Source organism: Enterobacter mori (assembly GCF_025244905.1).
GTDB classification, from domain to species: Bacteria; Pseudomonadota; Gammaproteobacteria; order Enterobacterales; family Enterobacteriaceae; genus Enterobacter; species Enterobacter mori_A.
Window position 1 is genome coordinate 4,632,609 of the sequence record NZ_CP104285.1, and the last position, 26,717, is coordinate 4,659,325.

The 26,717-nt window shown below is 56.0% G+C and carries 27 protein-coding genes; 16 read left to right on the forward strand and 11 right to left on the reverse strand.

The window, feature by feature from the left end; all coding sequences use genetic code 11:
- Nucleotide 1: 1 nt before the first annotated feature.
- On the reverse strand, nt 2-1,162 hold the full coding sequence (gene metB, locus N2K86_RS21895; RefSeq protein ID WP_126546038.1) for a cystathionine gamma-synthase: 1,161 nt from the start codon (nt 1,160-1,162) through the stop codon (nt 2-4).
- A gap of 276 nt (nt 1,163-1,438) precedes the next feature.
- Between metB and metJ the strand changes: the two genes are divergently transcribed.
- Nucleotides 1,439-1,756, forward strand: a complete 318-nt coding sequence (gene metJ / locus N2K86_RS21900; protein WP_007369220.1) for a met regulon transcriptional regulator MetJ — start codon at nt 1,439-1,441, stop codon at nt 1,754-1,756.
- A gap of 48 nt (nt 1,757-1,804) precedes the next feature.
- On the opposite strand, the gene rpmE is transcribed toward metJ, so the two are convergent.
- The gene (rpmE, locus tag N2K86_RS21905; RefSeq protein ID WP_003862040.1) at nt 1,805-2,017 is read right to left on the reverse strand and encodes a 50S ribosomal protein L31; all 213 of its coding nucleotides are present in this window, start codon (nt 2,015-2,017) and stop codon (nt 1,805-1,807) included.
- 200 nt (nt 2,018-2,217) lie between these two features.
- Between rpmE and priA the strand changes: the two genes are divergently transcribed.
- From priA to rraA, 7 genes are all read left to right on the forward strand, one after another.
- Nucleotides 2,218-4,413, forward strand: coding sequence for a primosomal protein N' (gene priA / locus N2K86_RS21910; RefSeq protein WP_260659954.1), 2,196 nt, complete (start codon nt 2,218-2,220; stop codon nt 4,411-4,413).
- Between the two features lie 119 nt (nt 4,414-4,532).
- Nucleotides 4,533-5,558, forward strand: a complete 1,026-nt coding sequence (cytR, locus tag N2K86_RS21915) for a DNA-binding transcriptional regulator CytR (protein WP_260659955.1) — start codon at nt 4,533-4,535, stop codon at nt 5,556-5,558.
- 93 nt (nt 5,559-5,651) lie between these two features.
- A complete protein-coding gene (gene ftsN, locus N2K86_RS21920) occupies nt 5,652-6,641 on the forward strand; it encodes a cell division protein FtsN (protein ID WP_089599285.1) in 990 nt (329 codons plus the stop codon).
- Between the two features lie 94 nt (nt 6,642-6,735).
- The gene (gene hslV / locus N2K86_RS21925) at nt 6,736-7,266 is read left to right on the forward strand and encodes an ATP-dependent protease subunit HslV (protein WP_008501802.1); all 531 of its coding nucleotides are present in this window, start codon (nt 6,736-6,738) and stop codon (nt 7,264-7,266) included.
- Nucleotides 7,267-7,275: 9 nt separating this feature from the next.
- Nucleotides 7,276-8,610, forward strand: coding sequence for an HslU--HslV peptidase ATPase subunit (gene hslU, locus N2K86_RS21930; protein WP_010436948.1), 1,335 nt, complete (start codon nt 7,276-7,278; stop codon nt 8,608-8,610).
- 68 nt (nt 8,611-8,678) lie between these two features.
- Entirely contained in the window at nt 8,679-9,599 is a 921-nt protein-coding gene (menA, locus tag N2K86_RS21935) for a 1,4-dihydroxy-2-naphthoate polyprenyltransferase (RefSeq protein ID WP_260659956.1), read from the forward strand.
- A gap of 92 nt (nt 9,600-9,691) precedes the next feature.
- Nucleotides 9,692-10,177 (forward strand): ribonuclease E activity regulator RraA, encoded by a 486-nt coding sequence (gene rraA, locus N2K86_RS21940; RefSeq protein WP_260659957.1) that lies wholly within the window; start codon nt 9,692-9,694, stop codon nt 10,175-10,177.
- Between the two features lie 245 nt (nt 10,178-10,422).
- On the opposite strand, the gene zapB is transcribed toward rraA, so the two are convergent.
- Nucleotides 10,423-10,662 (reverse strand): septal ring assembly protein ZapB, encoded by a 240-nt coding sequence (zapB, locus tag N2K86_RS21945; RefSeq protein WP_010436935.1) that lies wholly within the window; start codon nt 10,660-10,662, stop codon nt 10,423-10,425.
- 399 nt (nt 10,663-11,061) lie between these two features.
- Here zapB and N2K86_RS21950 point away from each other — a divergent pair, with 399 nt between their 5' ends.
- The 4 genes from N2K86_RS21950 to fpr all read left to right on the forward strand — a co-directional run bounded on the left by N2K86_RS21950 (nt 11,062) and on the right by fpr (nt 15,460).
- On the forward strand, nt 11,062-11,907 hold the full coding sequence (locus N2K86_RS21950; protein ID WP_260659958.1) for an MIP/aquaporin family protein: 846 nt from the start codon (nt 11,062-11,064) through the stop codon (nt 11,905-11,907).
- Nucleotides 11,908-11,928: 21 nt separating this feature from the next.
- Nucleotides 11,929-13,437, forward strand: coding sequence for a glycerol kinase GlpK (glpK, locus tag N2K86_RS21955; RefSeq protein ID WP_023333857.1), 1,509 nt, complete (start codon nt 11,929-11,931; stop codon nt 13,435-13,437).
- Between the two features lie 169 nt (nt 13,438-13,606).
- Nucleotides 13,607-14,617, forward strand: coding sequence for a class II fructose-bisphosphatase (gene glpX, locus N2K86_RS21960; protein ID WP_260659959.1), 1,011 nt, complete (start codon nt 13,607-13,609; stop codon nt 14,615-14,617).
- Nucleotides 14,618-14,713: 96 nt separating this feature from the next.
- On the forward strand, nt 14,714-15,460 hold the full coding sequence (fpr, locus tag N2K86_RS21965; protein ID WP_260659960.1) for a ferredoxin--NADP(+) reductase: 747 nt from the start codon (nt 14,714-14,716) through the stop codon (nt 15,458-15,460).
- Here fpr and N2K86_RS21970 read toward each other — a convergent pair whose 3' ends face one another.
- Nucleotides 15,461-15,880: a DUF805 domain-containing protein gene (locus N2K86_RS21970; RefSeq protein ID WP_260659961.1), complete on the reverse strand. Its 420-nt coding sequence runs from the start codon at nt 15,878-15,880 to the stop codon at nt 15,461-15,463.
- Nucleotides 15,881-16,031: 151 nt separating this feature from the next.
- Here N2K86_RS21970 and N2K86_RS21975 point away from each other — a divergent pair, with 151 nt between their 5' ends.
- Complete coding sequence (locus N2K86_RS21975; RefSeq protein ID WP_407065289.1) at nt 16,032-16,589, forward strand: DUF1454 family protein; 558 nt, start codon at nt 16,032-16,034, stop codon at nt 16,587-16,589.
- A gap of 111 nt (nt 16,590-16,700) precedes the next feature.
- Nucleotides 16,701-17,468: a triose-phosphate isomerase gene (gene tpiA / locus N2K86_RS21980; RefSeq protein WP_234672902.1), complete on the forward strand. Its 768-nt coding sequence runs from the start codon at nt 16,701-16,703 to the stop codon at nt 17,466-17,468.
- Nucleotides 17,469-17,549: 81 nt separating this feature from the next.
- Here tpiA and N2K86_RS21985 read toward each other — a convergent pair whose 3' ends face one another.
- From N2K86_RS21985 to cpxP, 6 genes are all read right to left on the reverse strand, one after another.
- Entirely contained in the window at nt 17,550-18,854 is a 1,305-nt protein-coding gene (locus N2K86_RS21985; protein WP_260659963.1) for an SLC13 family permease, read from the reverse strand.
- A gap of 73 nt (nt 18,855-18,927) precedes the next feature.
- The gene (locus N2K86_RS21990) at nt 18,928-19,671 is read right to left on the reverse strand and encodes a CDP-diacylglycerol diphosphatase (RefSeq protein WP_260659964.1); all 744 of its coding nucleotides are present in this window, start codon (nt 19,669-19,671) and stop codon (nt 18,928-18,930) included.
- 111 nt (nt 19,672-19,782) lie between these two features.
- Nucleotides 19,783-20,772, reverse strand: a complete 990-nt coding sequence (locus N2K86_RS21995) for a sulfate ABC transporter substrate-binding protein (protein ID WP_042718182.1) — start codon at nt 20,770-20,772, stop codon at nt 19,783-19,785.
- 210 nt (nt 20,773-20,982) lie between these two features.
- Complete coding sequence (gene pfkA, locus N2K86_RS22000; RefSeq protein WP_010436919.1) at nt 20,983-21,945, reverse strand: 6-phosphofructokinase; 963 nt, start codon at nt 21,943-21,945, stop codon at nt 20,983-20,985.
- A gap of 174 nt (nt 21,946-22,119) precedes the next feature.
- The gene (gene fieF / locus N2K86_RS22005; protein WP_260659965.1) at nt 22,120-23,013 is read right to left on the reverse strand and encodes a CDF family cation-efflux transporter FieF; all 894 of its coding nucleotides are present in this window, start codon (nt 23,011-23,013) and stop codon (nt 22,120-22,122) included.
- Between the two features lie 153 nt (nt 23,014-23,166).
- A complete protein-coding gene (gene cpxP / locus N2K86_RS22010) occupies nt 23,167-23,673 on the reverse strand; it encodes a cell-envelope stress modulator CpxP (protein ID WP_260659966.1) in 507 nt (168 codons plus the stop codon).
- Nucleotides 23,674-23,823: 150 nt separating this feature from the next.
- On the opposite strand from cpxP, the gene cpxR reads away from it, so the two are divergent.
- Both cpxR and cpxA read left to right on the forward strand, forming a co-directional pair.
- Nucleotides 23,824-24,522: an envelope stress response regulator transcription factor CpxR gene (gene cpxR, locus N2K86_RS22015; protein ID WP_003862004.1), complete on the forward strand. Its 699-nt coding sequence runs from the start codon at nt 23,824-23,826 to the stop codon at nt 24,520-24,522.
- Nucleotides 24,519-25,892: an envelope stress sensor histidine kinase CpxA gene (gene cpxA / locus N2K86_RS22020; protein WP_010436910.1), complete on the forward strand. Its 1,374-nt coding sequence runs from the start codon at nt 24,519-24,521 to the stop codon at nt 25,890-25,892. The genes cpxR and cpxA overlap by 4 nt, the downstream gene beginning before the upstream one ends.
- Before the next feature lie 105 nt (nt 25,893-25,997).
- Here cpxA and yiiM read toward each other — a convergent pair whose 3' ends face one another.
- A complete protein-coding gene (gene yiiM, locus N2K86_RS22025; protein WP_260661746.1) occupies nt 25,998-26,672 on the reverse strand; it encodes a 6-hydroxyaminopurine reductase in 675 nt (224 codons plus the stop codon).
- Nucleotides 26,673-26,717: the final 45 nt, after the last annotated feature.

Genomic DNA, 26,717 nt, shown 5'->3' on the forward strand with positions numbered 1-26,717 from the left:
ATTACCCCTTGGCTGCGACCTGGAAGCCATTTTCCAGATCGGCAATTAAATCTTCAGAATCTTCAATGCCGGTTGAGATACGCAGCAGCGTCTCAGAGATCCCGGCGGCGGCACGTGCTTCCGGTGCCATACCTGCGTGCGTCATGGTCGCGGCGTGGGAGATCAAGCTTTCAACCCCACCTAATGATTCCGCCAGCGTAAACAATGACAGCCCGCTCAGGAAGCGACGCAGCGTTTGCTCGTCACCGTCCAGTTCAAAACTTAACATCGCGCCAAATCCCTTCTGTTGACGCGCAGCAATCTCGTGCCCCTGGTTTTCCGGCAGCGACGGGTGGTACAGCTTTTTCACCAGCGGCTGGGTTTTCAGGAAATCGACTATCGCCTGGGCATTGCGCTGCGCCACGTCCATACGTGGCGACAGGGTGCGGATGCCGCGTAACAGCAGGTAACTGTCGAAGGCGCTCGCCGTGACGCCAATGTTATTGGCCCACCATGCCAGTTCGGTGACAACGTCGGGATCTTTTGCAATCACCACGCCCGCAACGACGTCAGAATGACCGTTCAGATATTTAGTACATGAATGCAATACCAGATCTGCACCCAGTGCCAATGGGTTCTGAAGGGCCGGACTGAGGAACGTATTATCCACGACACTTATCGCTCCCGCATCCCTTGCGAGCTGACAAATTTTCGCAATATCGACAACGCGCAACAATGGGTTGCTTGGACTTTCCACCAGAACCAGCTTCGGCTGCTCTGCCAGCGCCTGTTTCAACGCCTGTTCGTCATTCTGATCGACAAACAGCACGCGATAGCAACCGCGTTTTGCCAGGCTATCAAACAGGCGATAGCTGCCGCCGTAGCAGTCGTGCGGAGCAACCAGCAGGTCGCCGGGCTTCAGGAACACCGTGGTCACCAGGTGAATGGCGGACATACCTGTATTGGTTAATACCGCACCTGCCCCCCCTTCCAGCTCCGCCAGCGCACGCTGGGTAACGTCACGCGTCGGGTTGCCGCGACGCGAATAGTCATGCGCGCGGGGTTCATTAAATCCGGTAAAATTATAGGTACTGGAAAGATGAATTGGCGGGACAACGCAGCCGTACTGCTCGTCATCATTCAATCCGCTACGCACTGCGATGGTGGCCTGTTTACGCGTCATGGTGAGGGCTTCCTGGCTTAATAGGTGAAAAGTCAGGCACCAGAGTAAACATTGAAAGTATGGACGTCAATACATCTGGACATCTAAACTTCTTTGCGTATAGATTGAGCAATGCGCAAATAGCCGTTAAAATTATATGCTTTAGTGCACGCTGCAGCGGCAATATCCGTGCCACGGTATCGTCTCTACGGTAAACTAGGCAAGATTACGGTTCAAAACCGGCGGTTATCGGTTCTGCACCTTTAGATTAATGACTGAGAGGATTAAAGGTATCTCATGGCTGAATGGAGCGGCGAATATATCAGCCCATACGCTGAGCACGGTAAGAAGAGTGAGCAAGTAAAGAAAATTACGGTTTCCATTCCTCTGAAGGTGTTGAAGATCCTCACCGATGAACGCACGCGTCGTCAGGTGAACAACCTGCGTCACGCGACCAACAGCGAACTGCTGTGCGAAGCGTTCCTGCATGCGTTTACTGGTCAACCGTTGCCGAACGATGAAGATCTGCGTAAAGAGCGCAGTGATGAAATCCCGGAAGAGGCGAAGGTGATCATGCGTGAACTGGGCATTGACCCGGATACGTGGGAATACTGAAAAGCGGATACAAAAAAGGCACCTTGCGGTGCCTTTTTTTCGGGAAACTTATTTAGCGCCCGGGATGCTGAAACGCTTGTTGAAGCGGTCAACACGGCCACCGGTTGCAACATCACGCTGCTTACCAGTGTAGAACGGGTGGCATTTACCGCACACGTCCAGGTTCAGATCGTGACCCACGGTGGAGCGGATCTGGATAGAGTTACCGCAAGAGCAGTTTGCAGTAATCATTTCGTATTTCGGGTGAATATCTTTTTTCATGGGAGAACCTCAGTAAAGGCCGCGTCGCTCTTCCAGCCCTAACGCCAGACACCACGCGATGTTGAATGTAATTTCTTTGGCGTAATATACACCAAAGGCGGCGAATCATACAGAATTTGACCAACGTATGCAAACTGATCCGCACGCCGCTTTCACTAATGTGTATACTAACGCGCCACTTTTCAAGTCAGGAAGATTCGATGCCCGTCGCTCACGTTGCCCTGCCCGTTCCGCTTCCCCGCACCTTTGACTATCTGCTGCCCGACAGCATGAGCGCCAAAGCGGGCTGTCGCGTGACCGTGCCGTTTGGCAAACAGCAGCGCGTGGGGATCGTGGTTTCCGTGAGTGAGAAAAGCGAGCTGCCGCTCAATGAGCTGAAATCAGTTGTTGAGGTACTGGACAGCGAGCCGGTTTACTCCACCAGCACCTGGCGACTACTGCTGTGGGCGGCGGATTACTATCATCACCCCATTGGCGACGTCCTGTTCCACGCGCTGCCGATCATGCTGCGCCAGGGCAAAAGCGCCAGCCATGCGCCGATGTGGTACTGGTTTGCTACCGAGCAGGGTCAGGCCGTGGATATCAACAGCCTGAAGCGTTCGCAGAAACAGCAGCAGGCTCTGGCGGCACTGCGCCAGGGGAAAATCTGGCGGCATCAGGTGGACGAGCTTGAGGTCAGCGAAACCGCGCTGCAGGCATTAAGAAAGAAAGGGCTGAGCGAACTGGCAAGCGAAGCACCTGCCCTTTACGACTGGCGCGAGAGTTTCTCCGTTTCAGGAGATCGCCTGCGTCTGAACACCGAGCAGGCCACCGCCGTGGGGGCGATTCACAGCGCCTCCGATCATTTCTCTGCCTGGCTGCTGGCGGGCGTGACGGGGTCCGGCAAGACCGAAGTTTATCTGAGCGTGCTGGAAAACGTGCTCGCACAGGGCAAACAGGCGCTGGTGATGGTGCCGGAAATCGGCCTGACGCCGCAGACCATCGCCCGCTTCCGCGAACGCTTTAACGCGCCCGTTGAGGTTCTACACTCCGGGCTTAACGACAGCGAGCGCCTCAGCGCCTGGCTGAAAGCGAAAAATGGCGAAGCGGCGATTGTGATCGGCACCCGCTCGTCGCTGTTTACACCGTTTAAAAATCTCGGCGTTATCGTAATAGATGAAGAGCACGACAGCTCCTATAAACAGCAGGAAGGCTGGCGCTATCACGCCCGTGACTTAGCGGTATACCGCGCGCACAGCGAGCAAATTCCTATTATTCTCGGCTCCGCCACGCCTGCGCTCGAAACGCTGCACAACGTGCGCCAGCGTAAATACCATATGCTGCGCCTGACGCGTCGCGCGGGTAATGCCCGCCCGGCGATTCAGCACGTGCTGGATCTGAAAGGTCAGCAGGTTCAGGCCGGGCTCGCGCCTGCATTGATTACCCGAATGCGACAGCACTTGCAGGCGGGCAACCAGGTGATCCTGTTCCTTAACCGACGCGGCTTCGCGCCCGCCCTGCTGTGCCACGACTGCGGCTGGATTGCGGAATGCCCGCGCTGCGACCACTACTACACCTTCCATCAGGCCCAGCGTCATTTACGCTGCCACCACTGCGACAGCCAGCGCCCGGTGCCGCGCCAGTGCCCGTCGTGTGGCTCAACGCATATCGTGCCGGTCGGTCTGGGCACGGAACAGCTTGAACAGGCCCTTGGCCCCTTCTTCCCGGACGTGCCTATTTCGCGTATCGACCGGGACACCACCAGCCGCAAAGGCGCGCTGGAACAACAGCTGGCGGAAGTGCATCGCGGTGGCGCACGCATATTGATTGGCACCCAGATGCTGGCAAAAGGGCATCACTTCCCGGACGTCACGCTGGTCGCCCTGCTGGACGTTGACGGCGCACTGTTCTCGGCAGATTTCCGCTCCGCCGAGCGTTTCGCCCAGCTTTATACCCAGGTGGCGGGGCGTGCCGGGCGCGCAGGAAAACAAGGCGAAGTGGTGCTGCAAACGCACCATCCTGAGCACCCGCTGCTGCAAACGTTGCTGCATAAAGGCTATGACGCCTTTGCCGAACAGGCGCTGGCCGAACGCCAGACCATGCAGCTGCCGCCGTGGACCAGCCACGTCATCATCCGCGCGGAAGACCATAACAACCAGCAGGCGCCGCTTTTCCTGCAACAGTTGAGAAACCTCCTGCAGGCCAGCCCACTGGTAGATAGTCAACTGTGGATTTTGGGTCCGGTTCCAGCGCTGGCTCCGAAACGCGGCGGACGTTTCCGCTGGCAAATCTTACTTCAGCACCCGTCACGTATCCGCCTGCAGCATATCGTTAGCGGCACGCTGGCGCTGATCAATACCCTGCCGGAAGCACGTAAAGTGAAGTGGATTCTGGACGTCGATCCCATCGAAGGCTGAAGACGGTTCGAAAAATTTAACGTGCCTCACACTTTTTATGAAAATTCTGTAACCGATTCCATTAACTATCTGTAAAAATGGTGTTGTCCGCAGTTCGGTGTTCAGGCGAGGAGAAGACGTTGAAGTCCAGGAAAGAGGTCACTACGGCGACCATGAAAGACGTTGCCGAGAAAGCACAAGTCTCAACGGCAACCGTGTCCCGCGCATTAATGAACCCGGATAAAGTCTCCCAGTCGACCCGTAACAAGGTTGAACAGGCGGCACTGGAAGTGGGCTATTTCCCGCAGGCAATGGGGCGCAACGTAAAGCGCAATGAATCGCGGACTATTCTGGTGATTGTACCGGACATCTGCGACCCCTTCTTTAGCGAGATCATTCGCGGTATCGAAGTGACGGCGGCTGAACAAGGCTATCTGGTGCTGATTGGCGACTGCGCCCACCAGAATCAGCAGGAAAAAACCTTTATCGATCTCATTATCACCAAGCAGATTGACGGCATGTTGCTGCTTGGCTCCCGCCTGCCGTTTGATGCCAGCATTGAAGAACAACGCAATTTACCGCCGATGGTGATGGCCAACGAGTTCGCGCCAGAGCTGGAACTGCCGACGGTGCATATTGATAACCTGACGGCCGCGTTCAATGCGGTGAACTATCTTCAGGATCTGGGGCATAAGCGCATTGGCTGTATTGCCGGGCCGGAAGAGATGCCGCTTTGCCATTACCGCCTGCAGGGCTATGTTCAGGCGCTGCGTCGTACCGGAGCCATTGTCGATCCGCACTATATTGCGCGCGGTGATTTTACCTTTGAAGCGGGCGGACAGGCGCTGGAGAAACTGCTGGCGCTGCCGCAGCCGCCAACAGCGGTGTTCTGCCACAGCGACGTGATGGCGCTGGGAGCGCTGTCTCACGCCAAACGCCGTGGATTACGCGTGCCAAAAGACCTGTCGATTATCGGCTTCGATAATATTTCGCTTTCAGAATTTTGCGATCCGCCTCTCTCCACCGTTTCACAACCACGCTATCAGATTGGCCGCGAAGCGATGCTGCTTTTGCTGGATCAGCTGCAGGGTCAAACGGTTAGCAGCGGCTCGCGGTTACTGGACTGCGAGCTGATTGTTCGCGGCTCTACCCAGGCATTGACTTAAAGTAAATGCCTTTCGGACACCCTTATCTGGTCAAAGCCCCGCCGCTTAAGTAACATGGCGGGCTGACGAACGAATAAATACAGCGAAACGATAGTGGCACAACGAGATTATGTACGTCGCGGCCAGCCGGCACCTTCGCGACGCAAAAAGAGCAGTTCAAAAAGCAAGCAGCGGAACCTGCCTGCCGTCTCGCCAGCAATGGTCGCTATTGCTGCGGCTGTACTGGTGGCCTTCATTGGCGGCCTGTACTTCATTACGCACCATAAAAAAGAAGAATCTGAAGCGCTTCAGGGCAACAAAGTGGCCGGTAATGGCCTTCCGCCGAAGCCTGAGGAGCGCTGGCGCTATATTAAAGAGCTGGAAAGCCGCCAGCCTGGCGTGCGTGCGCCTACCGAGCCGTCTGCCGGTGGCGAAGTGAAAAATGCCGATCAGCTGACGAACGAACAGCGCCAGCTGCTGGCACAGATGCAGGCCGATATGCGCCAGCAGCCTACGCAGCTGAATGAAGTGCCGTGGAATGAACAAACGCCTGCGCAGCGTCAGCAAACGTTGCAGATGCAGCGTCAGCGCCAGGCACAAATTCAGCAACAGCAACAGCAGCAGTGGACGCAAACCCAGCCGGTACAACAGCCGAAGGCCCAGCCATACCAGCAGCCACAGCAGCAGACGCGTACGGTACAATCGCAGCCTGTTCAGCAACAGCCAAAAGCGCAGCCGCAAAAGCAAGCGGCGCAGCCGTATCAGGATCTGCTCCAGACGCCAGCGCATACCACGGCGCAGCAGCCGAAAACGCAGCAGGCCGCGCCGGTGACTAAAGAAACCGAAGCACCGAAGCAAACGGCAGAGAAAAAAGACGAACGCCGCTGGATGGTGCAGTGCGGCTCGTTTAAAGGTGCCGAGCAGGCCGAAACCGTGCGTGCTCAGCTCGCGTTCGAAGGATTTGACTCACGCATTACCACCAATAACGGCTGGAACCGCGTGGTGATTGGCCCGGTCAAAGGCAAAGAAAATGCCGATGGTACTATCTCTCGTTTGAAAGTAGCCGGTCACACAAACTGCATTCGACTCGCCTCCGGGGGTTGAAACCCCCAAAATCCCCCCCATCTATCATTTAATTCAGCCCTGAGCACTGGCTCAGGGCTTCTGTTTCCCGAATCTGTAACCAGGGGGTCTGCTCGTGACAACAATAGTAAGTGTACGCCGTAACGGCCATGTGGTAATCGCCGGTGATGGCCAGGCCACGCTGGGTAATACCGTCATGAAGGGCAACGTGAAGAAAGTGCGTCGTCTCTACAACGACAAAGTGATCGCCGGTTTTGCAGGCGGCACGGCGGATGCCTTCACGCTGTTTGAACTGTTTGAACGCAAACTGGAAATGCACCAGGGTCATCTGGTGAAAGCCGCCGTTGAGCTGGCGAAAGACTGGCGTACCGACCGCATGCTGCGCAAACTCGAAGCGCTGCTGGCCGTGGCCGATGAAACCGCCTCGCTGATCATCACCGGGAACGGTGACGTGATTCAGCCGGAAAATGACCTGATTGCCATCGGCTCCGGCGGCCCGTACGCCCAGGCTGCAGCCCGCGCCCTGTTGGAAAACACCGACATGAACGCGCGTGATATCGCGGTGAAAGCGTTGGATATTGCAGGTGATATCTGCATTTATACCAACCACAACCACACCATCGAAGAATTGACCTCCAAAGCGTAAGGATCTCCCATGTCTGAAATGACCCCACGCGAAATTGTCAGCGAACTGAACAAACACATTATCGGCCAGGATAACGCCAAGCGTTCCGTGGCTATCGCCCTGCGTAACCGCTGGCGTCGTATGCAGCTTGATGAAGAGCTGCGCCACGAAGTGACCCCGAAAAACATTCTGATGATCGGGCCGACCGGCGTGGGTAAAACCGAAATCGCTCGTCGCCTGGCGAAACTCGCTAACGCGCCGTTCATCAAAGTGGAGGCCACCAAGTTCACCGAAGTGGGCTATGTGGGTAAAGAAGTAGACTCCATCATCCGCGATCTGACCGACTCGGCGATCAAGATGGTGCGCGTCCAGGCAATCGAGAAAAACCGCTACCGTGCGGAAGAGATGGCCGAAGAGCGCATTCTCGACGTGCTGATCCCGCCGGCGAAAAACAACTGGGGCCAGGCAGAGCAGCAGGCGGAACCGTCCGCCGCGCGCCAGGCATTCCGCAAGAAACTGCGTGAAGGTCAGCTGGATGACAAAGAGATTGAGATCGATCTCGCTGCCGCGCCGATGGGTGTCGAAATCATGGCACCTCCGGGCATGGAAGAGATGACCAGCCAGCTGCAGTCCATGTTCCAGAACCTGGGCGGCCAGAAGCAGAAAGCGCGTAAGCTGAAAATCAAAGACGCGATGAAGCTGCTGATTGAAGAAGAAGCGGCGAAGCTGGTGAACCCGGAAGAGCTGAAGCAGGATGCTATCGACGCGGTTGAGCAGCACGGCATCGTGTTTATCGACGAAATCGACAAAATTTGTAAGCGCGGCGGCAACAGCTCCGGCCCGGATGTGTCCCGCGAAGGCGTTCAGCGCGACCTGCTGCCGCTGGTTGAAGGCTGCACCGTCTCCACTAAGCACGGCATGGTGAAAACGGACCACATCCTGTTTATCGCCTCAGGCGCGTTCCAGGTTGCCAGCCCGTCAGATCTGATCCCGGAACTGCAGGGTCGTCTGCCGATCCGCGTTGAGCTGCAGGCGCTGACCACCGAAGATTTCGAACGTATCCTGACCGAGCCGAACGCCTCTGCCACCGTGCAGTACAAAGCGCTGATGGCAACCGAAGGTGTGAACCTCGAGTTCACCGAAGACGGTATCAAACGTATCGCCCAGGCCGCATGGCAGGTGAACGAAACCACCGAGAACATCGGTGCGCGTCGTCTGCACACCGTACTGGAACGCCTGGTGGAAGATATCTCTTATGATGCGAGCGACCTTAACGGTCAAACCATTACCATTGACGCAGAATATGTGAGTAAACATCTGGATGCGTTAGTGGCAGATGAAGATCTGAGCCGTTTTATCCTATAATCGCGGTTACTGCATTCTCATCACGTTTAATGGGGGCTAATGCCCCCATTTTTATTGGCTAAATACTTATGACTGACATCAGCCGTACTCAGGCGTGGCTCGAAAGTTTGCGCCCTAAAACGCTTCCTCTGGCCTTTGCCGCGATTATCGTCGGTACTGCGCTTGCCTGGTGGCAAGGTTATTTTGATCCGCTGGTCGCCGCGCTGGCGTTGATTACCGCTGGCCTGCTGCAAATTCTCTCCAATCTCGCCAACGACTATGGCGATGCGGTAAAAGGCAGCGACAAGCCCGATCGCATCGGGCCGCTGCGCGGGATGCAGAAAGGGGTCATTACCCAGGCACAGATGAAACGCGCGCTGATTATCACCGTGGTGCTGATTTGCGTATCCGGCCTGGCGCTGGTGACGGTCGCGTCTAAGACCACCAGCGATTTCATCGGCTTCCTGGTGCTGGGTCTGCTCGCGATTATCGCAGCCATTACCTACACCGTTGGCACGCGCCCTTACGGTTATATTGGGCTGGGTGATATCTCCGTGCTGATGTTCTTCGGCTGGCTGAGCGTGATGGGGAGTTGGTATCTACAGGCGCATACGGTCATCCCTGCCCTGTTCCTGCCCGCAACCGCCTGCGGCCTGCTGGCGACGGCAGTACTCAACATCAACAACCTGCGCGATATCGACAGCGATCGCGAGAACGGCAAAAACACTCTGGCCGTGCGCCTGGGGCCGGTGAATGCGCGCCGTTATCATACCTGTCTGCTCATTGGCGCGCTGGTTTGCCTGGCGCTGTTTAACCTGATTTCCTTGCAGAGTTTGTGGGGCTGGCTGTTTGTGCTTGCCGCGCCGCTGCTGATTAAGCAGGCCCGCTTTGTGATGCGCGAACTCAGCCCGGCAGCCATGCCGCCAATGCTGGAGCGTACGGTAAAAGGCGCGTTGCTGACTAACCTGCTGTTCGTCATCGGGATTGTGTTAAGCCAGACGCTCAGTTAGCTGACAAATATCAATTAACAATTGATGATTTTGCCAACAACGTATTTCGCACGATATACTGAACACATTCGCAGCAACTGAGCGTTAAACCTATGAAATACGATACCTCCGAGCTTTGTGACATCTACCAGGAAGATGTCAACGTCGTTGAACCGCTGTTCTCCAACTTTGGCGGGCGGTCGTCGTTTGGCGGGCAAATCATCACGGTGAAATGTTTCGAGGATAACGGGTTGCTGTACGATCTGCTCGAACAGAATGGTCGTGGCCGCGTTCTGGTGGTCGACGGCGGCGGCTCCGTGCGACGTGCATTGGTTGATGCTGAACTGGCGGGAATTGCCGTTCAGAATGAGTGGGAAGGCATTGTAGTGTACGGCTCCGTGCGTCAGGTGGACGATCTCGAAGACCTTGATATCGGGATTCAGGCCATCGCCGCCATACCGGTAGGGGCGGCGGGTGACGGCATCGGCGAAAGCGACGTGCGCGTCAATTTCGGCGGCGTGACCTTCTTCTCCGGTGACCACCTTTACGCTGACAATACCGGTATTATCCTTTCCGAGGATGCGCTGGATATTGAGTAGTAAATCGCTAAGCGAAATCCATAAAAAACCGCCAACAGCAATGTGGCGGTTTTTTTGTCCCTCGGGATTCGCGGTCCGTTGGGAAGGCTTGCAGGCTAACACCAGGGATCTTCATCATACTCTCGTCCAACCCTTGGGCAACCCCTCAGAACCTTTATAAAATCCTAATTGTTTTGGGATAAATATAAAAAAAGCCGGGTGGCGGCTTCGCCTTACCCGGCCTGTTCAGTTCATCCCAATGGGAATTAAACCTCTTCCATACGTCCCAGCAGCGCCTGCAGGCGATCCTGCCAGCCGTTCTGCTGTTCGCGCAGCTGGTTGTTTTCGCGCTCCAGTTCTTCGCGGCCGTGCTGAGCGTTCTGAACTTCCTGCGCCAGGCTGTTGTTCTTCTCTTTCAGCTCTTCAATTTCCATCTGCAGCAGGGTGATGGTGTCAATCGCCTGCTGTACTTTCGATTCCAGTTTCTCAAACACTTCTAAAGACATGATGCTACCTCTCCTGAATTGCAAGGCGACGCTTTAACGTAAACGCGCACGACATATACCGTCGATTGTATGGAGCGCGGCGCTCTGTGTCCAGCGACACACCGCGCAGATCGCGGTTTGCAACACTTTTAGGTCTGGTCCTGGTGTGTTCGCGCCATATACCCCTAAATTGTTAACTCATTCGTTAATGAAATGATTCAGCTCACATTCTGATGCTGATGCAAAAATGTGCTTTATGGCGCGAAAACGCTCATTTTATTGACACAGACCACACATTTTGATTTCGATATTTCTCGTTTTTGCTCGTTAACGATAAATTAACACTATGTCTACAGGACATCGTGGCTGTCACGGGCGGCCATGCTAACAATAAACATTAATCTCTTCAGGATTCCGATTATGAGTCAGACATCAACCTTAAAAGGCCAGTGCATTGCCGAATTCCTTGGTACCGGGTTGTTGATATTCTTCGGAGTGGGCTGTGTCGCTGCACTGAAAGTGGCGGGTGCCAGTTTTGGTCAGTGGGAAATCAGTATCATCTGGGGTCTGGGCGTGGCGATGGCCATCTACCTGACAGCAGGGGTTTCCGGTGCACATCTTAACCCGGCGGTGACCATCGCGCTGTGGCTGTTCGCGTGCTTCGATGGACGCAAAGTTGTTCCTTTCATTATTTCTCAGTTTGCCGGCGCCTTTTGCGCAGCGGCGTTAGTTTACGGGCTTTATTACAATCTTTTCATCGACTTCGAACAGACGCATCATATGGTGCGCGGCAGTGTCGAAAGTCTGGATCTGGCTGGCATCTTCTCAACCTATCCGAACCCGCATATCAATTTTGTGCAGGCGTTCGCAGTTGAAATGGTGATTACCGCTATTCTGATGGGCGTCATTATGGCGCTGGGCGATGACGGCAACGGCATTCCGCGTGGCCCGCTGGCCCCGCTGTTGATTGGCCTGCTGATTGCGGTTATCGGCGCATCAATGGGTCCACTGACCGGCTTCGCGATGAACCCGGCGCGTGACCTGGGGCCAAAAACCTTCGCCTTCTTCGCTGGATGGGGCGACGTCGCCTTTACCGGTGGCAAAGATATTCCTTACTTCCTGGTCCCGCTGTTCGGGCCAATCGTAGGGGCGGCGCTGGGTGCATTCGGCTATCGCAAATTAATTGGTCGCCACTTACCGTGCGACACCTGTGTGGAAGAAGAGAAAGACACAACGTCTGCCGCACAACAAAAAGCTTCGCTGTAATCTGACTACGGGACACCTAACATGACCGAAAAAAAATATATTGTTGCGCTCGACCAGGGCACTACCAGCTCCCGCGCTGTCGTAATGGATCATGACGCGAACATCGTCAGCGTGTCACAGCGCGAATTCGAGCAAATTTATCCTCGTCCAGGCTGGGTAGAACACGACCCGATGGAGATCTGGGCGTCACAAAGCTCCACACTGGTCGAAGTGCTGGCGAAAGCCGATATCAGTTCCGACGAGATTGCCGCCATCGGTATCACCAACCAACGTGAGACCACCGTGGTCTGGGAACGCGAAACCGGTAAGCCGATTTATAACGCCATCGTCTGGCAGTGCCGCCGTACGTCAGAAATCTGCGAGCAGCTGAAGCGCGACGGGATGGAAGAGTATGTGCGTAGCGCAACAGGCCTGGTGGTTGACCCGTATTTCTCCGGCACCAAAGTGAAGTGGATCCTCGACCACGTGGAAGGCTCACGCGAGCGTGCTAAACGCGGTGAGCTGCTGTTCGGGACCGTCGATACCTGGCTTATCTGGAAGATGACCCAGGGACGCGTTCACGTCACTGACTACACCAACGCCTCGCGTACCATGCTGTTCAACATCAACACCCTGGAGTGGGATGACAAGATGCTGGACGCGCTGGACATTCCTCGCGCGATGCTGCCTGAAGTGCGTAAGTCTTCAGAAGTGTACGGCCAGACCAACATCGGCGGTAAAGGCGGCACCCGTATTCCTATCGCCGGTATCGCCGGTGACCAGCAGGCGGCGCTGTTCGGTCAGCTGTGCGTTAAAGAAGGGATGGCGAAGAACACCTACGGCACCGGCTGCTTTATGCTGATGAACACCGGCGAGAAAGCGGTGAAATCAGAAAACGGTCTGCTGACCACCATCGCCTGCGGCCCGCGCGGCGAAGTGAACTATGCGCTGGAAGGTGCGGTATTCATGGCCGGTGCGTCCATTCAGTGGCTGCGCGACGAGATGAAGCTGATCAGCGATGCGTTCGATTCCGAGTACTTCGCGACCAAAGTGAAAGACACCAACGGCGTGTACGTGGTGCCTGCGTTCACCGGTCTGGGCGCACCGTACTGGGACCCGTATGCGCGCGGCGCGATTTTCGGTCTGACGCGCGGTGTGAATTCCAACCACATCATTCGCGCCACCCTGGAATCCATCGCCTACCAGACGCGCGACGTGCTGGAAGCAATGCAGGCTGACTCCGGTATTCGTCTGCACGCTCTGCGCGTGGACGGCGGTGCGGTAGCGAATAACTTCCTGATGCAGTTCCAGTCCGACATTCTGGGCACCCGCGTTGAGCGCCCTGAAGTGCGTGAAGTGACGGCGCTGGGTGCGGCGTACCTTGCCGGTCTGGCGGTCGGTTTCTGGCAGAACCTGGACGAACTGCAGGAAAAAGCGGTTATCGAACGTGAGTTCCGCCCGGGCATCGAAACCACCGAGCGTAACTTCCGCTATAGCGGCTGGAAAAAAGCGGTGAAACGCGCCCTGGCGTGGGAAGAGCACGACGAGTAAGACAAACACCCCCTCACCCTAACCCTCTCCCCAAAGGCGCGAGGGGACTTAAAACACCCTCTCCCCTTTGGGGAGAGGGCCGGGGTGAGGGGCTCAGACCGCACCACCCCGCACCCTCCCCACTCTGTGATAAACTTCGTGCAATTCCTTTTGATTGCACGAGTACCTCATGAAACGTGAACTTGCTATCGAGTTTTCCCGCGTCACCGAAGCGGCCGCCCTCGCAGGCTATAAATGGCTTGGCCGTGGCGACAAAAATACCGCCGACGGTGCAGCCGTCCATGCCATGCGCATTGTACTTAACCAGGTCAACATCGACGGCACCATCGTGATCGGCGAAGGCGAGATCGACGAAGCGCCGATGCTCTATATCGGTGAAAAAGTCGGTACCGGCAAAGGCGATGCCGTGGATATCGCGGTCGACCCGATTGAAGGCACCCGCATGACGGCGATGGGCCAGGCCAACGCGCTGGCGGTGCTGGCCGTGGCCGATAAAGGCTGCTTCCTCAACGCGCCGGATATGTACATGGAAAAGCTGATTGTCGGTCCTGGCGCGAAGGGCGCAATCGACCTCAGCCTGCCGCTGGAAGAGAACCTGCGCAGCATCGCCAAAGCCCTGGGCAAACCGCTCGGCGAGCTGACCGTGACGATTCTGGCGAAACCGCGCCACGACGCCACCATCGCGCAGATGCAAAAGCTCGGCGTGCGCGTGTTTGCTATCCCTGACGGTGACGTTGCTGCCTCGATCCTGACCTGCATGCCGGACAGCGAAGTGGACGTGCTGTACGGTATCGGCGGCGCGCCGGAGGGCGTGGTCTCTGCGGCGGTGATCCGCGCGCTGGACGGCGATATGCAGGCGCGCCTGCTGCCACGTCATGAGGTGAAAGGCGACAGCGAAGAGAACCGCCGTATCGGGGAAAACGAGCTGGCACGCTGCGAAGCGATGGGCATCGAGGCCAATAAAGTGCTGGCTCTGGACGAGATGGCGCGCAGCGATAACGTTGTCTTCTCCGCGACCGGCATCACCAAAGGCGATCTGCTGGACGGCATCACCCGCAAGGGCAATATGGCCACCACCGAAACGCTGCTGATCCGCGGTAAATCGCGCACCATTCGCCGCATTCAGTCGATCCACTATCTCGACCGCAAAGACCCGGACGTGCAGACGCACATTCTGTAAAACCGTTTGATCGATTGAGCTTTCCGGCCCGAACGGGCTGGAAATCATCATCACAAATACGGAAGATAGAACAGAGAAACAGCACAGGAGAAGATCATGGCGGACTGGGTAACAGGAAAAGTCACAAAGGTACAGTTCTGGACCGATGCGCTATTTAGTCTCACCCTGCATGCTCCCGTCCACCCGTTCACAGCCGGGCAATTTGCGAAGCTGGGGCTGGATGTCGACGGCGAACGCGTGCAGCGCGCCTACTCTTACGTTAACGCGCCTGATAACCCGGATCTCGAGTTCTATCTGGTCACCGTCCCGGACGGCAAACTCAGCCCACGCCTCGCGGCGCTGAAGCCTGGCGATGATGTGCAGATTGTGGCAGAAGCGGCCGGTTTCTTCGTGCTCGACGAAATTCCAGACTGTGACACCCTGTGGATGCTGGCAACCGGCACCGCGATCGGCCCTTATCTCTCTATTTTGCAGTACGGCAAAGATCTGGAACGTTTCAAAAACATCGTGCTGGTTCACGCCGCGCGCTACGCCGCCGACCTGAGCTACCTGCCGCAAATGCAGGCGCTGGAACAGCAGTACGGCGGGAAGCTGAAAATTCAAACCGTGGTCAGCCGTGAAACGGCGTCGGGTTCACTAACCGGACGTGTTCCGGCGTTGATTGAGAGTGGTGCGCTGGAGGAGGCGGTTGGCTTGCCAATGAATACCGAAACCAGCCATGTGATGCTGTGCGGTAACCCGCAGATGGTTCGTGACACGCAGCAGCTTCTGAAGGATACCCGGCAGATGACGAAACACCTTCGTCGCCGACCGGGCCATATGACGGCTGAACACTACTGGTGATCAGCGGTACTTCACCTCAAGGGTGTCTTTACCGTATTTGTTTTCGCTCTGGGTGCCGATAAACGCGCCCAGTTCGACAACCATCATCACGAAGATAATGCTCGGCACCATCCTGCCCACGACCCACGGCAGGATAGACGGCAGCACTGACCAGTTTCCTGCCACCAGCATCCACGCCAGAATAATCAGAAAAGCCCACGCGCCGGAACGGCCGCGATCGTGCAGGCGTTTCACCACCACGGCGGCCGTTGGCCACAGCAGACAGACCAGCGCAAACGCCGCCGTTTGCGTGCTCAGCCACGCGTTATAGGCAACAAAAAACAGAAGCAGCATGGCGACAACCCACGTCACCATCCAGACCCAGAAATCACGGCGTCCAATACGCCCTTTGAATGAAAACAGCCACTGCTGTATGGTCATGTAAGGTTCCTTATTATCGTATAGCGCGCATTTTACCCTGGAGTTGTGACCTTTTGACAAGCCGACCAGATATCGTTTTAATCATGAGCACTTACGGCCAGGGGCAATATTGATGAAATTAACGGCACACTCTCTATTACTGTGTTTAGCGATGCTGAGCGCAGGCAGCTCTCTGCATGCCGCTGAAACCACCGCCCCGACTACAGCGCCGTATCTCCTGGCGGGTGCGCCCTCCTTCGACCAATCCATCAGCCAGTTTCGTGAAGCCTTTAATCAGGCCAACCCGAAGCTGCCGCTGGATGAATTTCGCGCTATTGATAGCGCCCGAGATACCCCAACCCTGACCCGTGCAGCCAGCAAAATTAACGAGAATTTATACGCATCGACGGCACTGGAACGCGGCACGCTAAAAATAAAAAGCATGCAGATCACCTGGCTGCCAATCCAGGGGCCGGAACAGAAAGCCGCCAGGGCGAAAGCGCTGGAGTATATGAGCGCCATTTTGCATGCCTTCACGCCGGCGCTAACGAAATCGCAAAGCCAGCAAAAGCTGCAAAAATTGCTGACGGCAGGTAAAAACAAGCGTTACTACGCCGATACGGAAGGCGCCGTTCGCTATGTCGTGGCGGATAACGGCGAAAAAGGCCTGACCTTCGCTGTTGAACCGATTAAGCTGGCGCTATCAGACTCACTCGGAGGGGCGAATTAATGACAAAAAGCAAAGCCTTTCAGGGGAAAATCTCTATACTGATTCACAGACCATGCTGCCCATAAGGGCGGCCATATTCCTTAATTCGCTTTTTTAGCGTGGAGAATTGAAATGCGACATCCTTTAGTGATGGGTAACTGGAAACTGAACGGCAGCCGCCACATGGTAAACGAACTGGTTGCGAACCTGCGTAAAGAGCTGGCTGGCGTAACCGGCTGTGCGGTTGCTATCGCTCCGCCGGATATGTACCTGGATCTGGCTAAACGTGCCGCTGACGGCAGCCACATCGTGCTGGGCGCGCAGAACGTTGACGTTAACCTGTCTGGCGCATTCACCGGTGAAACCTCCGCTGAAATGCTGAAAGATATCGGCGCGAAATACATCATCATCGGCCACTCTGAGCGTCGCACCTACCACAAAGAATCCGACGAGTTCATCGCGAAGAAATTCGCTGTGCTGAAAGAGCAGGGTCTGATCCCGGTTCTGTGCATCGGTGAAACCGAAGCGGAAAACGAAGCGGGCAAAACTGAAGAAGTGTGCGCACGCCAGATCGACGCAGTGCTGAAAACCCAGGGCGCGGCAGCGTTCGAAGGCGCGGTTATTGCTTACGAGCCAGTCTGGGCGATCGGTACCGGCAAATCTGCAACTCCTGCACAGGCACAGGCGGTTCACAAATTCATCCGTGACCACATTGCTAAAGCCGACGCGAAAGTGGCTGAGCAAGTGATCATCCAGTACGGCGGTTCCGTAAACGCAGCCAACGCTGCTGAGCTGTTCACCCAGCCAGACATCGACGGCGCGCTGGTTGGCGGTGCATCCCTGAAAGCGGACGCTTTCGCGGTGATCGTTAAAGCAGCAGAAGCGGCTAAACAGGCGTAATGGCCTTTGTGGCGGGTGGCGCTTCGCTAACCCGCCCTACGGTTCTGTAGGCCCGGTAAGCGTCAGCGCCACCGGGCTTTTTTACAGCCGTCCCAGCAAGCTAAACCACAGGTAATCCAGCGGCAGCAGCACCAGATACGTTGCAATGGCCAGCGCGAGACAAAGCACCATTCCCGCTTTTGCAGGCACCTTTCCTAACCCCATCGCTACCACAATCGGCGACGCCTGATACGGCAGCAGCGGCGTGGAATAGCCCAGCACCTGAATCATGATCACCGACAGCAGCGGAAAACCGGTCGCGTCCGAGAAGCTCTGCGCCAGCGTGGTATAGAGTGCAGGAACGCCGTTGGCGGTCATGATGAAGTTGAGCGCCGTGGTGATCCCGGTCAACGCGAGGAAACTGGTGAACGGCCTGTCTGCATCCAGGGGCATAATGCGAAGCAACGCTTCGCCCACTGCCGCTCCAATACCCGTTTGCGTCACAACGATCGCCAGACCGAGAATACCCGCGACGTAAATGCAGGTACGCATGTTCACGCCCGCTGAAAATTCTTCCCCGGTGATAAAGCCAACGCGCGGCAGCATGACGACGATCGACGCCGCCAGCCCCGTCCACGCGGGCCCCACGCCGTGCCAGCTCTCCGTCACCCACATCCCCAGTACCACCGCCAGCAGCCAGGCGAGACGCTTTTCGTCCCGCCCCATCGGATCAGACGGTGCCTGTTCCTTCGGCGGTTTCGGGCTACCGGGAAATAGCCAGCAGATCAGGCCAATCAGGATCAGACCTTTAAGGATACCGAGCACCGGCGTGTGCAGCAGCAGATACGGGACATAGTTCAGGTGAATACCGTACGAGCCCTCCGCCGCACCGCTCATCACCAGATTGGGGACGTTAGCAGGCAGGATAGTGGCCGAGAGCTGGAAGGTGCCGAACCCAACGGCCAGCGCCAGACCGTACCAGGCGCGAGACCCGTCGGCGATACCGGCGCGTTTTGCCATCGCCGCGACAATCGGCATCAGCAGCGCAATACGTCCCATGTTCGACGGCATCACAAACGCCAGCGCATAGCTCAGCAGCACCACGCTCGCCACCATCAACACCCAGGAGTCGGTGAGCTTTGCCGACAGCGCACGCGCAGCCCTGTCCGCAAGGCCGGTTTTACGGATCGCCACGCCGAGGACAAAACCGCTAAATACCAGCCAGAAAGCCGACGAAGCAAAACCGCCAAAAATCACCTCCGGCGGGGCAATTTTGGCGACCATCGCCGCCGTGAAAAACAGCAGCGCAGTGATAAATTCCGGCAGCAGCGACGTCGCCCACAGCACGATGGTGACGCCAACAATCAGTGAGGGCAGCAGCAGAGGATGCGTTAACCAGAGCGACATACCTGTCTCCTGTAGAATTTTTCAGCAAGTCTACGGCGACAGGCAGGACGAGTAAACGCCATTTATAGTGGGCTCACTTCAGGATATCGCATTGATGATCCTGAAGTTCCTCCGCCGACGCGCGGTTAAGCATCAGCAGATTACGCTCGGTCGCCAGCAAAACAAACGATCCGTCCGACTGCTGCGCCATCGCCAGCGCGAAGCGCCCCATATGATCGCGCGCTTCCGGCAGCTCTTCTGCCAGCATCATAAACGGGCTGCGCTGGACCAGCTCATTTTCCGTCACCCGACGGGCGAGATATTCATGCCCTTCCAGCCCGCCCGGGAACGGTAGCCACTGGGTGCTAATTTGCCCCTGAGCGGCATTGAGCTTCTCGCGCACGTTCGGGCGCAGGCAGGAGATATGAATGTGAAAATGGTTTTGCGTGCGACCAGTTGGGGAGTTGATCGTTAGCGAAATAGCACTGTCAGGCACTTCTGAGCCGCGCTTCAGCGTCATAAAGCTGCGGGACTGCCACGCCAGCCAGAAAAAGTTCGGCGTGTGAGGCTCGGTCAAAAGAGGGCTTTCGGTGCCGTTGACGCGGTACGTGGGCATCAGCAGATACTGCAGCGGACCGTTGCGGTCTTTAAACACCACATAGCCTGCATCCGTTTTCACCTGTGCGCACGGCGCGGGGTTGCGGTGTTGGATCTGATTCGGCACGCACTGGTCGAGAACGATATGCCGCAACGCGTTCGGATTACCCGCCTTCATCCAGTACGCGCCGCCAGCGGCCAGGGCGATGACAATCAGGATCAATACGATAATTTTTTTCACAACGCGTTCCCTGTTTTCGATAGAGGCGAAAGAGTAACGCAAAATGATGACCAAATAAAAAACCCGGCGGATTTCTCACACCGGGTCACCGTGTCGTTCTTTATGAAACGCCTAGCGTTTGCTGATCTGGTCGAAGGTTCCGCCGTTAGAGAAGTGCTCTTTCTGCGCTTTGGTCCAGCCGCCGAAGACATCGTCAATGGTGAAGAGCTTCAGTTTCGGGAATTCGCTGTCGTATTTCTTCGCCACAGCCGGGTCACGCGGGCGATAGAAATTTTTCGCCGCGATTTCCTGACCTTCCGGTGAGTAGAGATACTTCAGGTAGGCTTCCGCCACCGCTTTGGTGTCTTTCTTCTCAACCACTTTGTCGACCACGGAGACGGTCGGCTCGGCGAGGATAGATTCGCTTGGGGTGACGATCTCGAACTTGTCTTTACCCAGCTCGTTGGTCGCCAGCAGGGCTTCGTTTTCCCACGCAATCAGCACGTCGCCGATGCCGCGCTCAACGAAGGTGTTGGTTGCGCCACGCGCGCCGGAATCCAGCACTTCGACGTTTTTAAACAGCGCTTTCACGAATTCCTGCGCTTTAGCCTGGTCACCGTTGTTGTGGTGCAGGGCGTAGCCCCAGGCCGCCAGGTAGTTCCAGCGCGCGCCGCCGGAGCTTTTCGGGTTCGGTGTAATCACGGAAACGCCCGGTTTGATCAGGTCGTTCCAGTCTTTAATTTGTTTCGGGTTGCCTTTACGCACCAGGAAAACGATGGTCGAGGTGTATGGCGCGGAGTTGTCCGGCAGACGTTTGATCCAGTTTTTATCAATACGCCCACGTTCCGCGATTGCGTCCACGTCGTAGGCCAGCGCCAGGGTAACCACGTCAGCTTCAATGCCGTTAATCACAGACGTTGCCTGTTTGCCCGAGCCGCCGTGAGACTGGCGAATCACCACGTTATCGCCGGTTTCCTGTTTGTAGTGCGCCGCGAAGGCTTTGTTGTATTGATCGTACAGTTCACGCGTCGGGTCGTACGACACGTTCAGTAACTGGATGTCCTTTGCCAGAACGCTGGTCGATGCCAGCAATAATGTTAAACCCACGCCCCATTTATTCATCGCCCAGCTCTCTTGTGTAGTGTTTTGATGAATGCAGCGTGCCAGAAAGCGAATCGATGATTAAAGAATAAAAAAAGATTGGCTATAACGTAGTGGAATAAAAAAGCGTGCACGCATAAAAAAGCCGGGTGGCGGCTACGCCTTACCCGGCCTACGAGTCGTGGTTTTGTAGGCCCGGCAAGCGCAGCGCCTCCGGGCAACCAGAGCCAATCAGTACAGTTTTTTCGCGCAGTCCAGCCAGTCACCTTTGAACGGACGCTTCATGTTTTCAATCGCGTCGATGATGTCATGGTGTACCAGTTGTTCGTTCTGAATACCGACGCAACGACCGCCATGCCCCTGCAGCAGCAGTTCGATAGCATACGCACCCATACGGGAGGCCAGAATACGGTCGTACGGGCCAGGGGAACCGCCACGCTGGATGTGACCCAGAACGGTCGCACGGGTTTCGCGTTTGGTTTCGGTTTCGATGTACTTCGCCAGCTCGTCAACATCGCAGATGTGCTCGGTGATGGCGACGATGGCGTGTTTTTTGCCTTTCGCGATACCGGCTTTGATTTCGTTCACCAGATCTTCACGGCTGAATTCCACTTCCGGCACCACCACGAACTCACAGCCACCGGCGATAGCGGCCGCCAGCGTCAGGTCGCCGCAGTAACGGCCCATCACTTCAACGATGGAGATACGCTGGTGAGAAGAAGAGGTGTCACGCAGGCGGTCAATCGCTTCAACAACGGTACCCAGCGCAGTGAAGTAACCGATGGTGTAGTCAGTGCCTTTGATGTCGTTGTCGATGGTGCCAGGCAGACCGATGCACGGGAAGCCCATTTCGGTCAGACGTTTTGCACCCATGTAAGAGCCGTCACCACCGATAACAACCAGTGCGTCCAGGCCACGTTTCTTCATGTTTTCGATAGCCACTTCGCGAACGTGTTCATCACGGAATTCCGGGAAGCGTGCAGAACCGAGGAAGGTACCGCCACGGTTGATCATGTCAGACACGCTGTAGCGGTCCAGTTGAACCATGCGGTCTTCGTACAGACCCAGGTAACCGTCATAAACGCCAAACACTTCCAGACCTTCCGTCAGTGCTGCACGGACAACACCACGAATTGCCGCGTTCATGCCCGGCGCATCACCGCCGCTTGTCAACACACCGATTTTCTTAATCATGACTACCTCTGAACTTAGGAATGCAAAATTGAAATCTGTTGCCGGAAGAAACTGTTCGACCAACGAATACTGCAAATAGTATATCAATCACTTCCAGCTGAATTGATTCAGGTCAGACCAAATGGCGGTAATTTATACACAAAATGCTGGCCTGGCTCACTTTTTTACAACGAATTACGAAAGCTCAACATGTCCGGGTACAACCGAGCAGGGATCCTGGTGAATGATGACGTCCGAACCAGGAAAACGCTGCAAAATCGCCTGCTCGACCTGCTCAGCGATAACGTGAGCCTGTACCAACGGCAGGTTGTCTTCCATTTCAATGTGGATCTGTATAAAGCGGGTCGGCCCTGACTGCCGCGTACGAAGATCGTGGGCACCACTGACGCCGGGCCAGTGGGTCACGATGGCAAAAATTTCATCACGTTCTGCATCAGGCAGCGCACGGTCAAGAAGCGATTGCACCGCTTCATATCCCATCCGTAAGGCGCTATATAAGATATAGACCCCTATCCCTAACGCAAACAATGCATCGGCCCGATGCCAGCCATACCAGGCCAGACCGAGCGCAATAAGAATAGCCCCATTCATCATAACATCAGACTGATAATGAAGCATATCCGCCCGTACAGCCTGGCTTTGTGTTTTACGCACGACCCAGCGCTGGAACGTTACCAGAACAAGTGTGCTAATAAGCGCAATGACCGTGACGATCACGCCGACACCGGGATCGTTCATCGGTGAGGGTGAAATGAGATGCTGAATACCGGTCAAAAACAGGAACAGCGCGGAGCCAGAAATAAACATGCTTTGCGCCAGCGCCGCGAGCGATTCTGCTTTTCCGTGTCCAAATGTGTGCTCTTCATCCGCCGGTTGCAGCGAATAACGCACCACCAGCAGATTGGTCAGCGAGGCCGCAATATCCACCAATGAATCCACCAGCGCCGCCAGAATACTGACCGAGCCGGTGTACCACCATGCGAAAATTTTGATAATCAGCAAACACGACGCCATTATCGTCGCGGCGATTGCGGCCCGGCTTACCAGCCGTCCATAGGATTGATTCATAAACACTCCTGTCATGCCATGGCGCTAGTATAACGGATGGTTGCGGAGTCAAAGGATGAATAAACGGTTAACAAAAGAGAATGACGGGCAAAAAAAACCCCCACATCATGTGGGGGAAGACAGGGATGGTGTCTATGGCAAGGAAAACAGGGTTTACTGGTTACTACGGGTACTGCTATTGCTACTGAAAAGCGTCGTTTCTGAGCTTCGCTGCATCCGTGCAACCTCACGCAACTGGTCCATACGTTGCTGATGTTTGTCGTTCAAAACCGCTTGCTGCTCGGGCGATAGCAGATGGAACATCTGGTTGCGAACCTTCGCCATTTCTACCTGGCGGGCAACCTGCTCCTGTGCCATTTTTTCTGCCTGAGCGCGTACAGCGCTTTCGTCAAAATTTTCTGCGGTGACAAGGCGATGCATTGTCTCCATTTCGCTAACATTAACAGGGGGCTGGTCGTGTCTTGCCCTCTGCATCAGATCTCGCATCTGTTGACGCTGATGTTCGGTTAAACTTATGCCGTCAAACATATGGCTTTGGCCGCTGTGCTGCGTTGCACCCTCTTGCGAGGAACTGTTATCGCCGATGATAGCTACAGCAGCCTGGCTAAACGCACTGAACGCCAGCGTTGAGGCCATGACGGCAGCGGTAACTTTGCGCATCACTTGCTCCCAAAATCTTTCGTGTCGCGATTCAACGAGAGACAGTCTACGATTCAGGCTGCAAACATGCGTCAGGGGGTGTAAAACAACGTAAAGTCATGGATTAGATAGCCTTGATGTCGTAATTTCTGCCTCGGAGGTATTTAAACAATGAATAAAATCCTGTTAGTTGATGATGACCGAGAGCTCACATCTCTTTTAAAGGAGTTGCTCGACATGGAAGGTTTCAACGTTCTGGTTGCCCATGATGGCGAGCAGGCGCTGAGTCTCCTTGACGACAGCATCGATTTACTTTTGCTCGACGTGATGATGCCGAAGAAAAACGGCATTGATACGTTGAAAGAGCTTCGCCAGACACACCAGACCCCCGTTATCATGCTGACCGCGCGCGGCAGCGAACTTGACCGCGTACTCGGCCTTGAGCTGGGCGCAGATGACTATTTACCGAAACCGTTCAACGACCGTGAACTGGTGGCCCGTATTCGCGCTATCTTGCGTCGTTCCCACTGGAGCGAGCAGCAGCAGAATACCGACAACAGCTCACCAACCCTGGAAGTGGACTCCCTGAGCCTGAACCCGGGCCGTCAGGAAGCGAGCTTCGACGGTGAAACGCTGGAACTGACCGGCACCGAGTTCACCCTGCTGTATCTGCTGGCGCAACATCTCGGCCAGGTGGTATCGCGTGAACATTTAAGTCAGGAAGTGCTGGGCAAACGCCTTACGCCGTTTGACCGCGCCATCGACATGCATATTTCTAACCTGCGCCGTAAATTACCGGAACGTAAAGACGGTCACCCATGGTTTAAAACGCTGCGAGGTCGCGGCTATCTGATGGTTTCCGCTTCATGATAGGCAGCTTAACCGCCCGCATCTTCGCCATCTTCTGGCTGACGCTGGCACTGGTTTTAATGCTCGTTTTGATGTTGCCAAAACTCGACTCACGCCAGATGACGGAGCTTCTCGACAGCGAGCAACGTCAGGGCGTGATGATCGAGCAGCACGTGGAAGCCGAGCTGGCAAACGATCCGCCAAACGATTTAATGTGGTGGCGCAGGCTGTTTCGCGCTATCGACAAGTGGGCGCCGCCCGGACAACGCCTGCTGCTGGTGACCAGCGAAGGCCGCGTCATTGGGGCCGATCGCAATGAAATGCAGATTATCCGTAACTTCATTGGCCAGGCGGATAACGCCGATCACCCACAGAAGAAGAAATATGGTCGGGTAGAGATGGTCGGCCCTTTCTCGGTACGAGATGGGGAAGATAACTATCAGCTCTACCTGATTCGCCCTGCGAGCAACTCCCAGTCCGATTTTATCAACCTGCTGTTTGACCGTCCTCTGCTACTGTTGATTGTCACCATGCTGGTTAGCTCGCCGCTGTTGTTATGGCTGGCGTGGAGCCTGGCAAAACCGGCGCGTAAGCTGAAAAATGCGGCTGACGAAGTGGCTCAGGGTAACCTGCGACAACACCCTGAACTGGAAGCCGGGCCGCAGGAGTTCCTTGCCGCCGGAACCAGTTTTAACCAGATGGTGAGCGCTCTTGACCGCATGATGACCGCCCAGCAGCGTCTGCTGTCGGATATCTCGCACGAGCTGCGTACCCCGCTCACGCGCTTACAGCTCGGCACCGCCCTGCTGCGACGCCGCAGCGGAGAAAGCAAGGAGCTGGAGCGTATTGAAACGGAAGCTCATCGTCTGGACAGCATGATTAACGACCTGCTGGTGATGTCGCGCAATCAGCAGAAAAACGCGCTGGTGAGCGAAACGGTGAAAGCCAATCACCTGTGGCACGAGGTGCTGGACAACGCGGCGTTCGAAGCGGAACAGATGGGGAAATCCTTCACCGTCAACTTCCCGCCGGGCCCGTGGCCGCTGTACGGTAACCCCAACACGCTGGAAAGCGCGCTGGAGAATATCGTGCGTAACGCCCTGCGCTATTCGCACACGAAGATTGAAGTGGCTTTCTCGGTGGATAAAGACGGGATCACCATCATCGTGGACGATGATGGCCCTGGCGTCAGCCCGGAAGATCGCGAGCAGATTTTCCGTCCGTTCTACCGTACCGACGAAGCGCGCGACCGTGAGTCTGGCGGTACGGGACTGGGTCTGGCGATTGTTGAAACTGCCATGCAGCAGCACCGTGGCTGGGTGAAAGCCGACGATAGCCCGTTGGGCGGGCTACGGTTAACGCTGTGGCTGCCGTTGTATAAGCGTTCGTAGTTTTCCCCTCACCCTAACCCTCTCCCCAAAGGGGAGAGGGAACGTAAAACCCCCTCGCCCCTTTGGGGAGAGGGCTGGGGTGAGGGGTGAGGGTAAGGCATAGCCTTACTTCCCCCACAATCTCCGCGAATTATCCTCGATCTTGCCGCTTATGCGCCTCTTCTGCATCGTTCTGGTCCAGCTGGTCGATAACCCCGCCGCCGACAGCAGGCGGTGATACTGCTCGTCGTCAAACGGCATATGCCACGCAATGGCACAGGCGTCATAAACGGAGACATCGCTCAGCCGCGACGCCAGCTCAAGCGGCGCATCCGCTGACACCTGCCCAGCCAGCACCACGCGGTACAGCCAGCCAGTTTTACCCGCATTTTGCAGCTGCTCGGACATATCGCTGATGCCGAAATGGAAGTTGAGCTTGAAGCACGGCGAGCGCGGCTGCGTCACCTGAATCAGGGCGTCGCCCCAGCGGTAAATATCACCGATAAAGACGTTTTTCTCGGTCAGCCCTTCGGTCGAGAGGTTTTCGCCAAACGCGGGGGCGACAAACAGATCCGCCTGTTCGGGGAATTCGGCTTTCCAGTGCTGATAGTGCTCGCGCGGATAGTGACACAGCGCGCGATCGGGCCCGCCGTGGATTTTCTTTTCGGCCTGCTCGTCACCCGCCAGCCCGAGGTCGGTTAACGTCAGCTCGCCATCGACCTGAATTTTAGCGATGGCGCTCGGCCGGCTGCCGTTGTACTCCCTGACCTTGCCTGTAAACACATTCACCGGGTAATGCATTGCTGCCTCCATTACGCAGATACAAAAAAAGCGAGTCATCAGACT

Excerpts from the sequence above, each read along its gene's own strand:
- metB (WP_126546038.1), bottom strand. The coding sequence starts at position 1,162 with ATGACGCGTAAACAGGCCACCATCGCAGTGCGTAGCGGATTGAATGAT.
- metJ (WP_007369220.1), top strand. The coding sequence starts at position 1,439 with ATGGCTGAATGGAGCGGCGAATATATCAGCCCATACGCTGAGCACGGT.
- rpmE (WP_003862040.1), bottom strand. The coding sequence starts at position 2,017 with ATGAAAAAAGATATTCACCCGAAATACGAAATGATTACTGCAAACTGC.
- priA (WP_260659954.1), top strand. The coding sequence starts at position 2,218 with ATGCCCGTCGCTCACGTTGCCCTGCCCGTTCCGCTTCCCCGCACCTTT.
- hslU (WP_010436948.1), top strand. The coding sequence starts at position 7,276 with ATGTCTGAAATGACCCCACGCGAAATTGTCAGCGAACTGAACAAACAC.
- menA (WP_260659956.1), top strand. The coding sequence starts at position 8,679 with ATGACTGACATCAGCCGTACTCAGGCGTGGCTCGAAAGTTTGCGCCCT.
- rraA (WP_260659957.1), top strand. The coding sequence starts at position 9,692 with ATGAAATACGATACCTCCGAGCTTTGTGACATCTACCAGGAAGATGTC.
- zapB (WP_010436935.1), bottom strand. The coding sequence starts at position 10,662 with ATGTCTTTAGAAGTGTTTGAGAAACTGGAATCGAAAGTACAGCAGGCG.
- N2K86_RS21950 (WP_260659958.1), top strand. The coding sequence starts at position 11,062 with ATGAGTCAGACATCAACCTTAAAAGGCCAGTGCATTGCCGAATTCCTT.
- glpK (WP_023333857.1), top strand. The coding sequence starts at position 11,929 with ATGACCGAAAAAAAATATATTGTTGCGCTCGACCAGGGCACTACCAGC.
- glpX (WP_260659959.1), top strand. The coding sequence starts at position 13,607 with ATGAAACGTGAACTTGCTATCGAGTTTTCCCGCGTCACCGAAGCGGCC.
- fpr (WP_260659960.1), top strand. The coding sequence starts at position 14,714 with ATGGCGGACTGGGTAACAGGAAAAGTCACAAAGGTACAGTTCTGGACC.
- N2K86_RS21970 (WP_260659961.1), bottom strand. The coding sequence starts at position 15,880 with ATGACCATACAGCAGTGGCTGTTTTCATTCAAAGGGCGTATTGGACGC.
- N2K86_RS21975 (WP_407065289.1), top strand. The coding sequence starts at position 16,032 with ATGCTGAGCGCAGGCAGCTCTCTGCATGCCGCTGAAACCACCGCCCCG.
- tpiA (WP_234672902.1), top strand. The coding sequence starts at position 16,701 with ATGCGACATCCTTTAGTGATGGGTAACTGGAAACTGAACGGCAGCCGC.
- N2K86_RS21985 (WP_260659963.1), bottom strand. The coding sequence starts at position 18,854 with ATGTCGCTCTGGTTAACGCATCCTCTGCTGCTGCCCTCACTGATTGTT.
- N2K86_RS21995 (WP_042718182.1), bottom strand. The coding sequence starts at position 20,772 with ATGAATAAATGGGGCGTGGGTTTAACATTATTGCTGGCATCGACCAGC.
- pfkA (WP_010436919.1), bottom strand. The coding sequence starts at position 21,945 with ATGATTAAGAAAATCGGTGTGTTGACAAGCGGCGGTGATGCGCCGGGC.
- fieF (WP_260659965.1), bottom strand. The coding sequence starts at position 23,013 with ATGAATCAATCCTATGGACGGCTGGTAAGCCGGGCCGCAATCGCCGCG.
- cpxP (WP_260659966.1), bottom strand. The coding sequence starts at position 23,673 with ATGCGCAAAGTTACCGCTGCCGTCATGGCCTCAACGCTGGCGTTCAGT.
- cpxR (WP_003862004.1), top strand. The coding sequence starts at position 23,824 with ATGAATAAAATCCTGTTAGTTGATGATGACCGAGAGCTCACATCTCTT.
- cpxA (WP_010436910.1), top strand. The coding sequence starts at position 24,519 with ATGATAGGCAGCTTAACCGCCCGCATCTTCGCCATCTTCTGGCTGACG.
- yiiM (WP_260661746.1), bottom strand. The coding sequence starts at position 26,672 with ATGCATTACCCGGTGAATGTGTTTACAGGCAAGGTCAGGGAGTACAAC.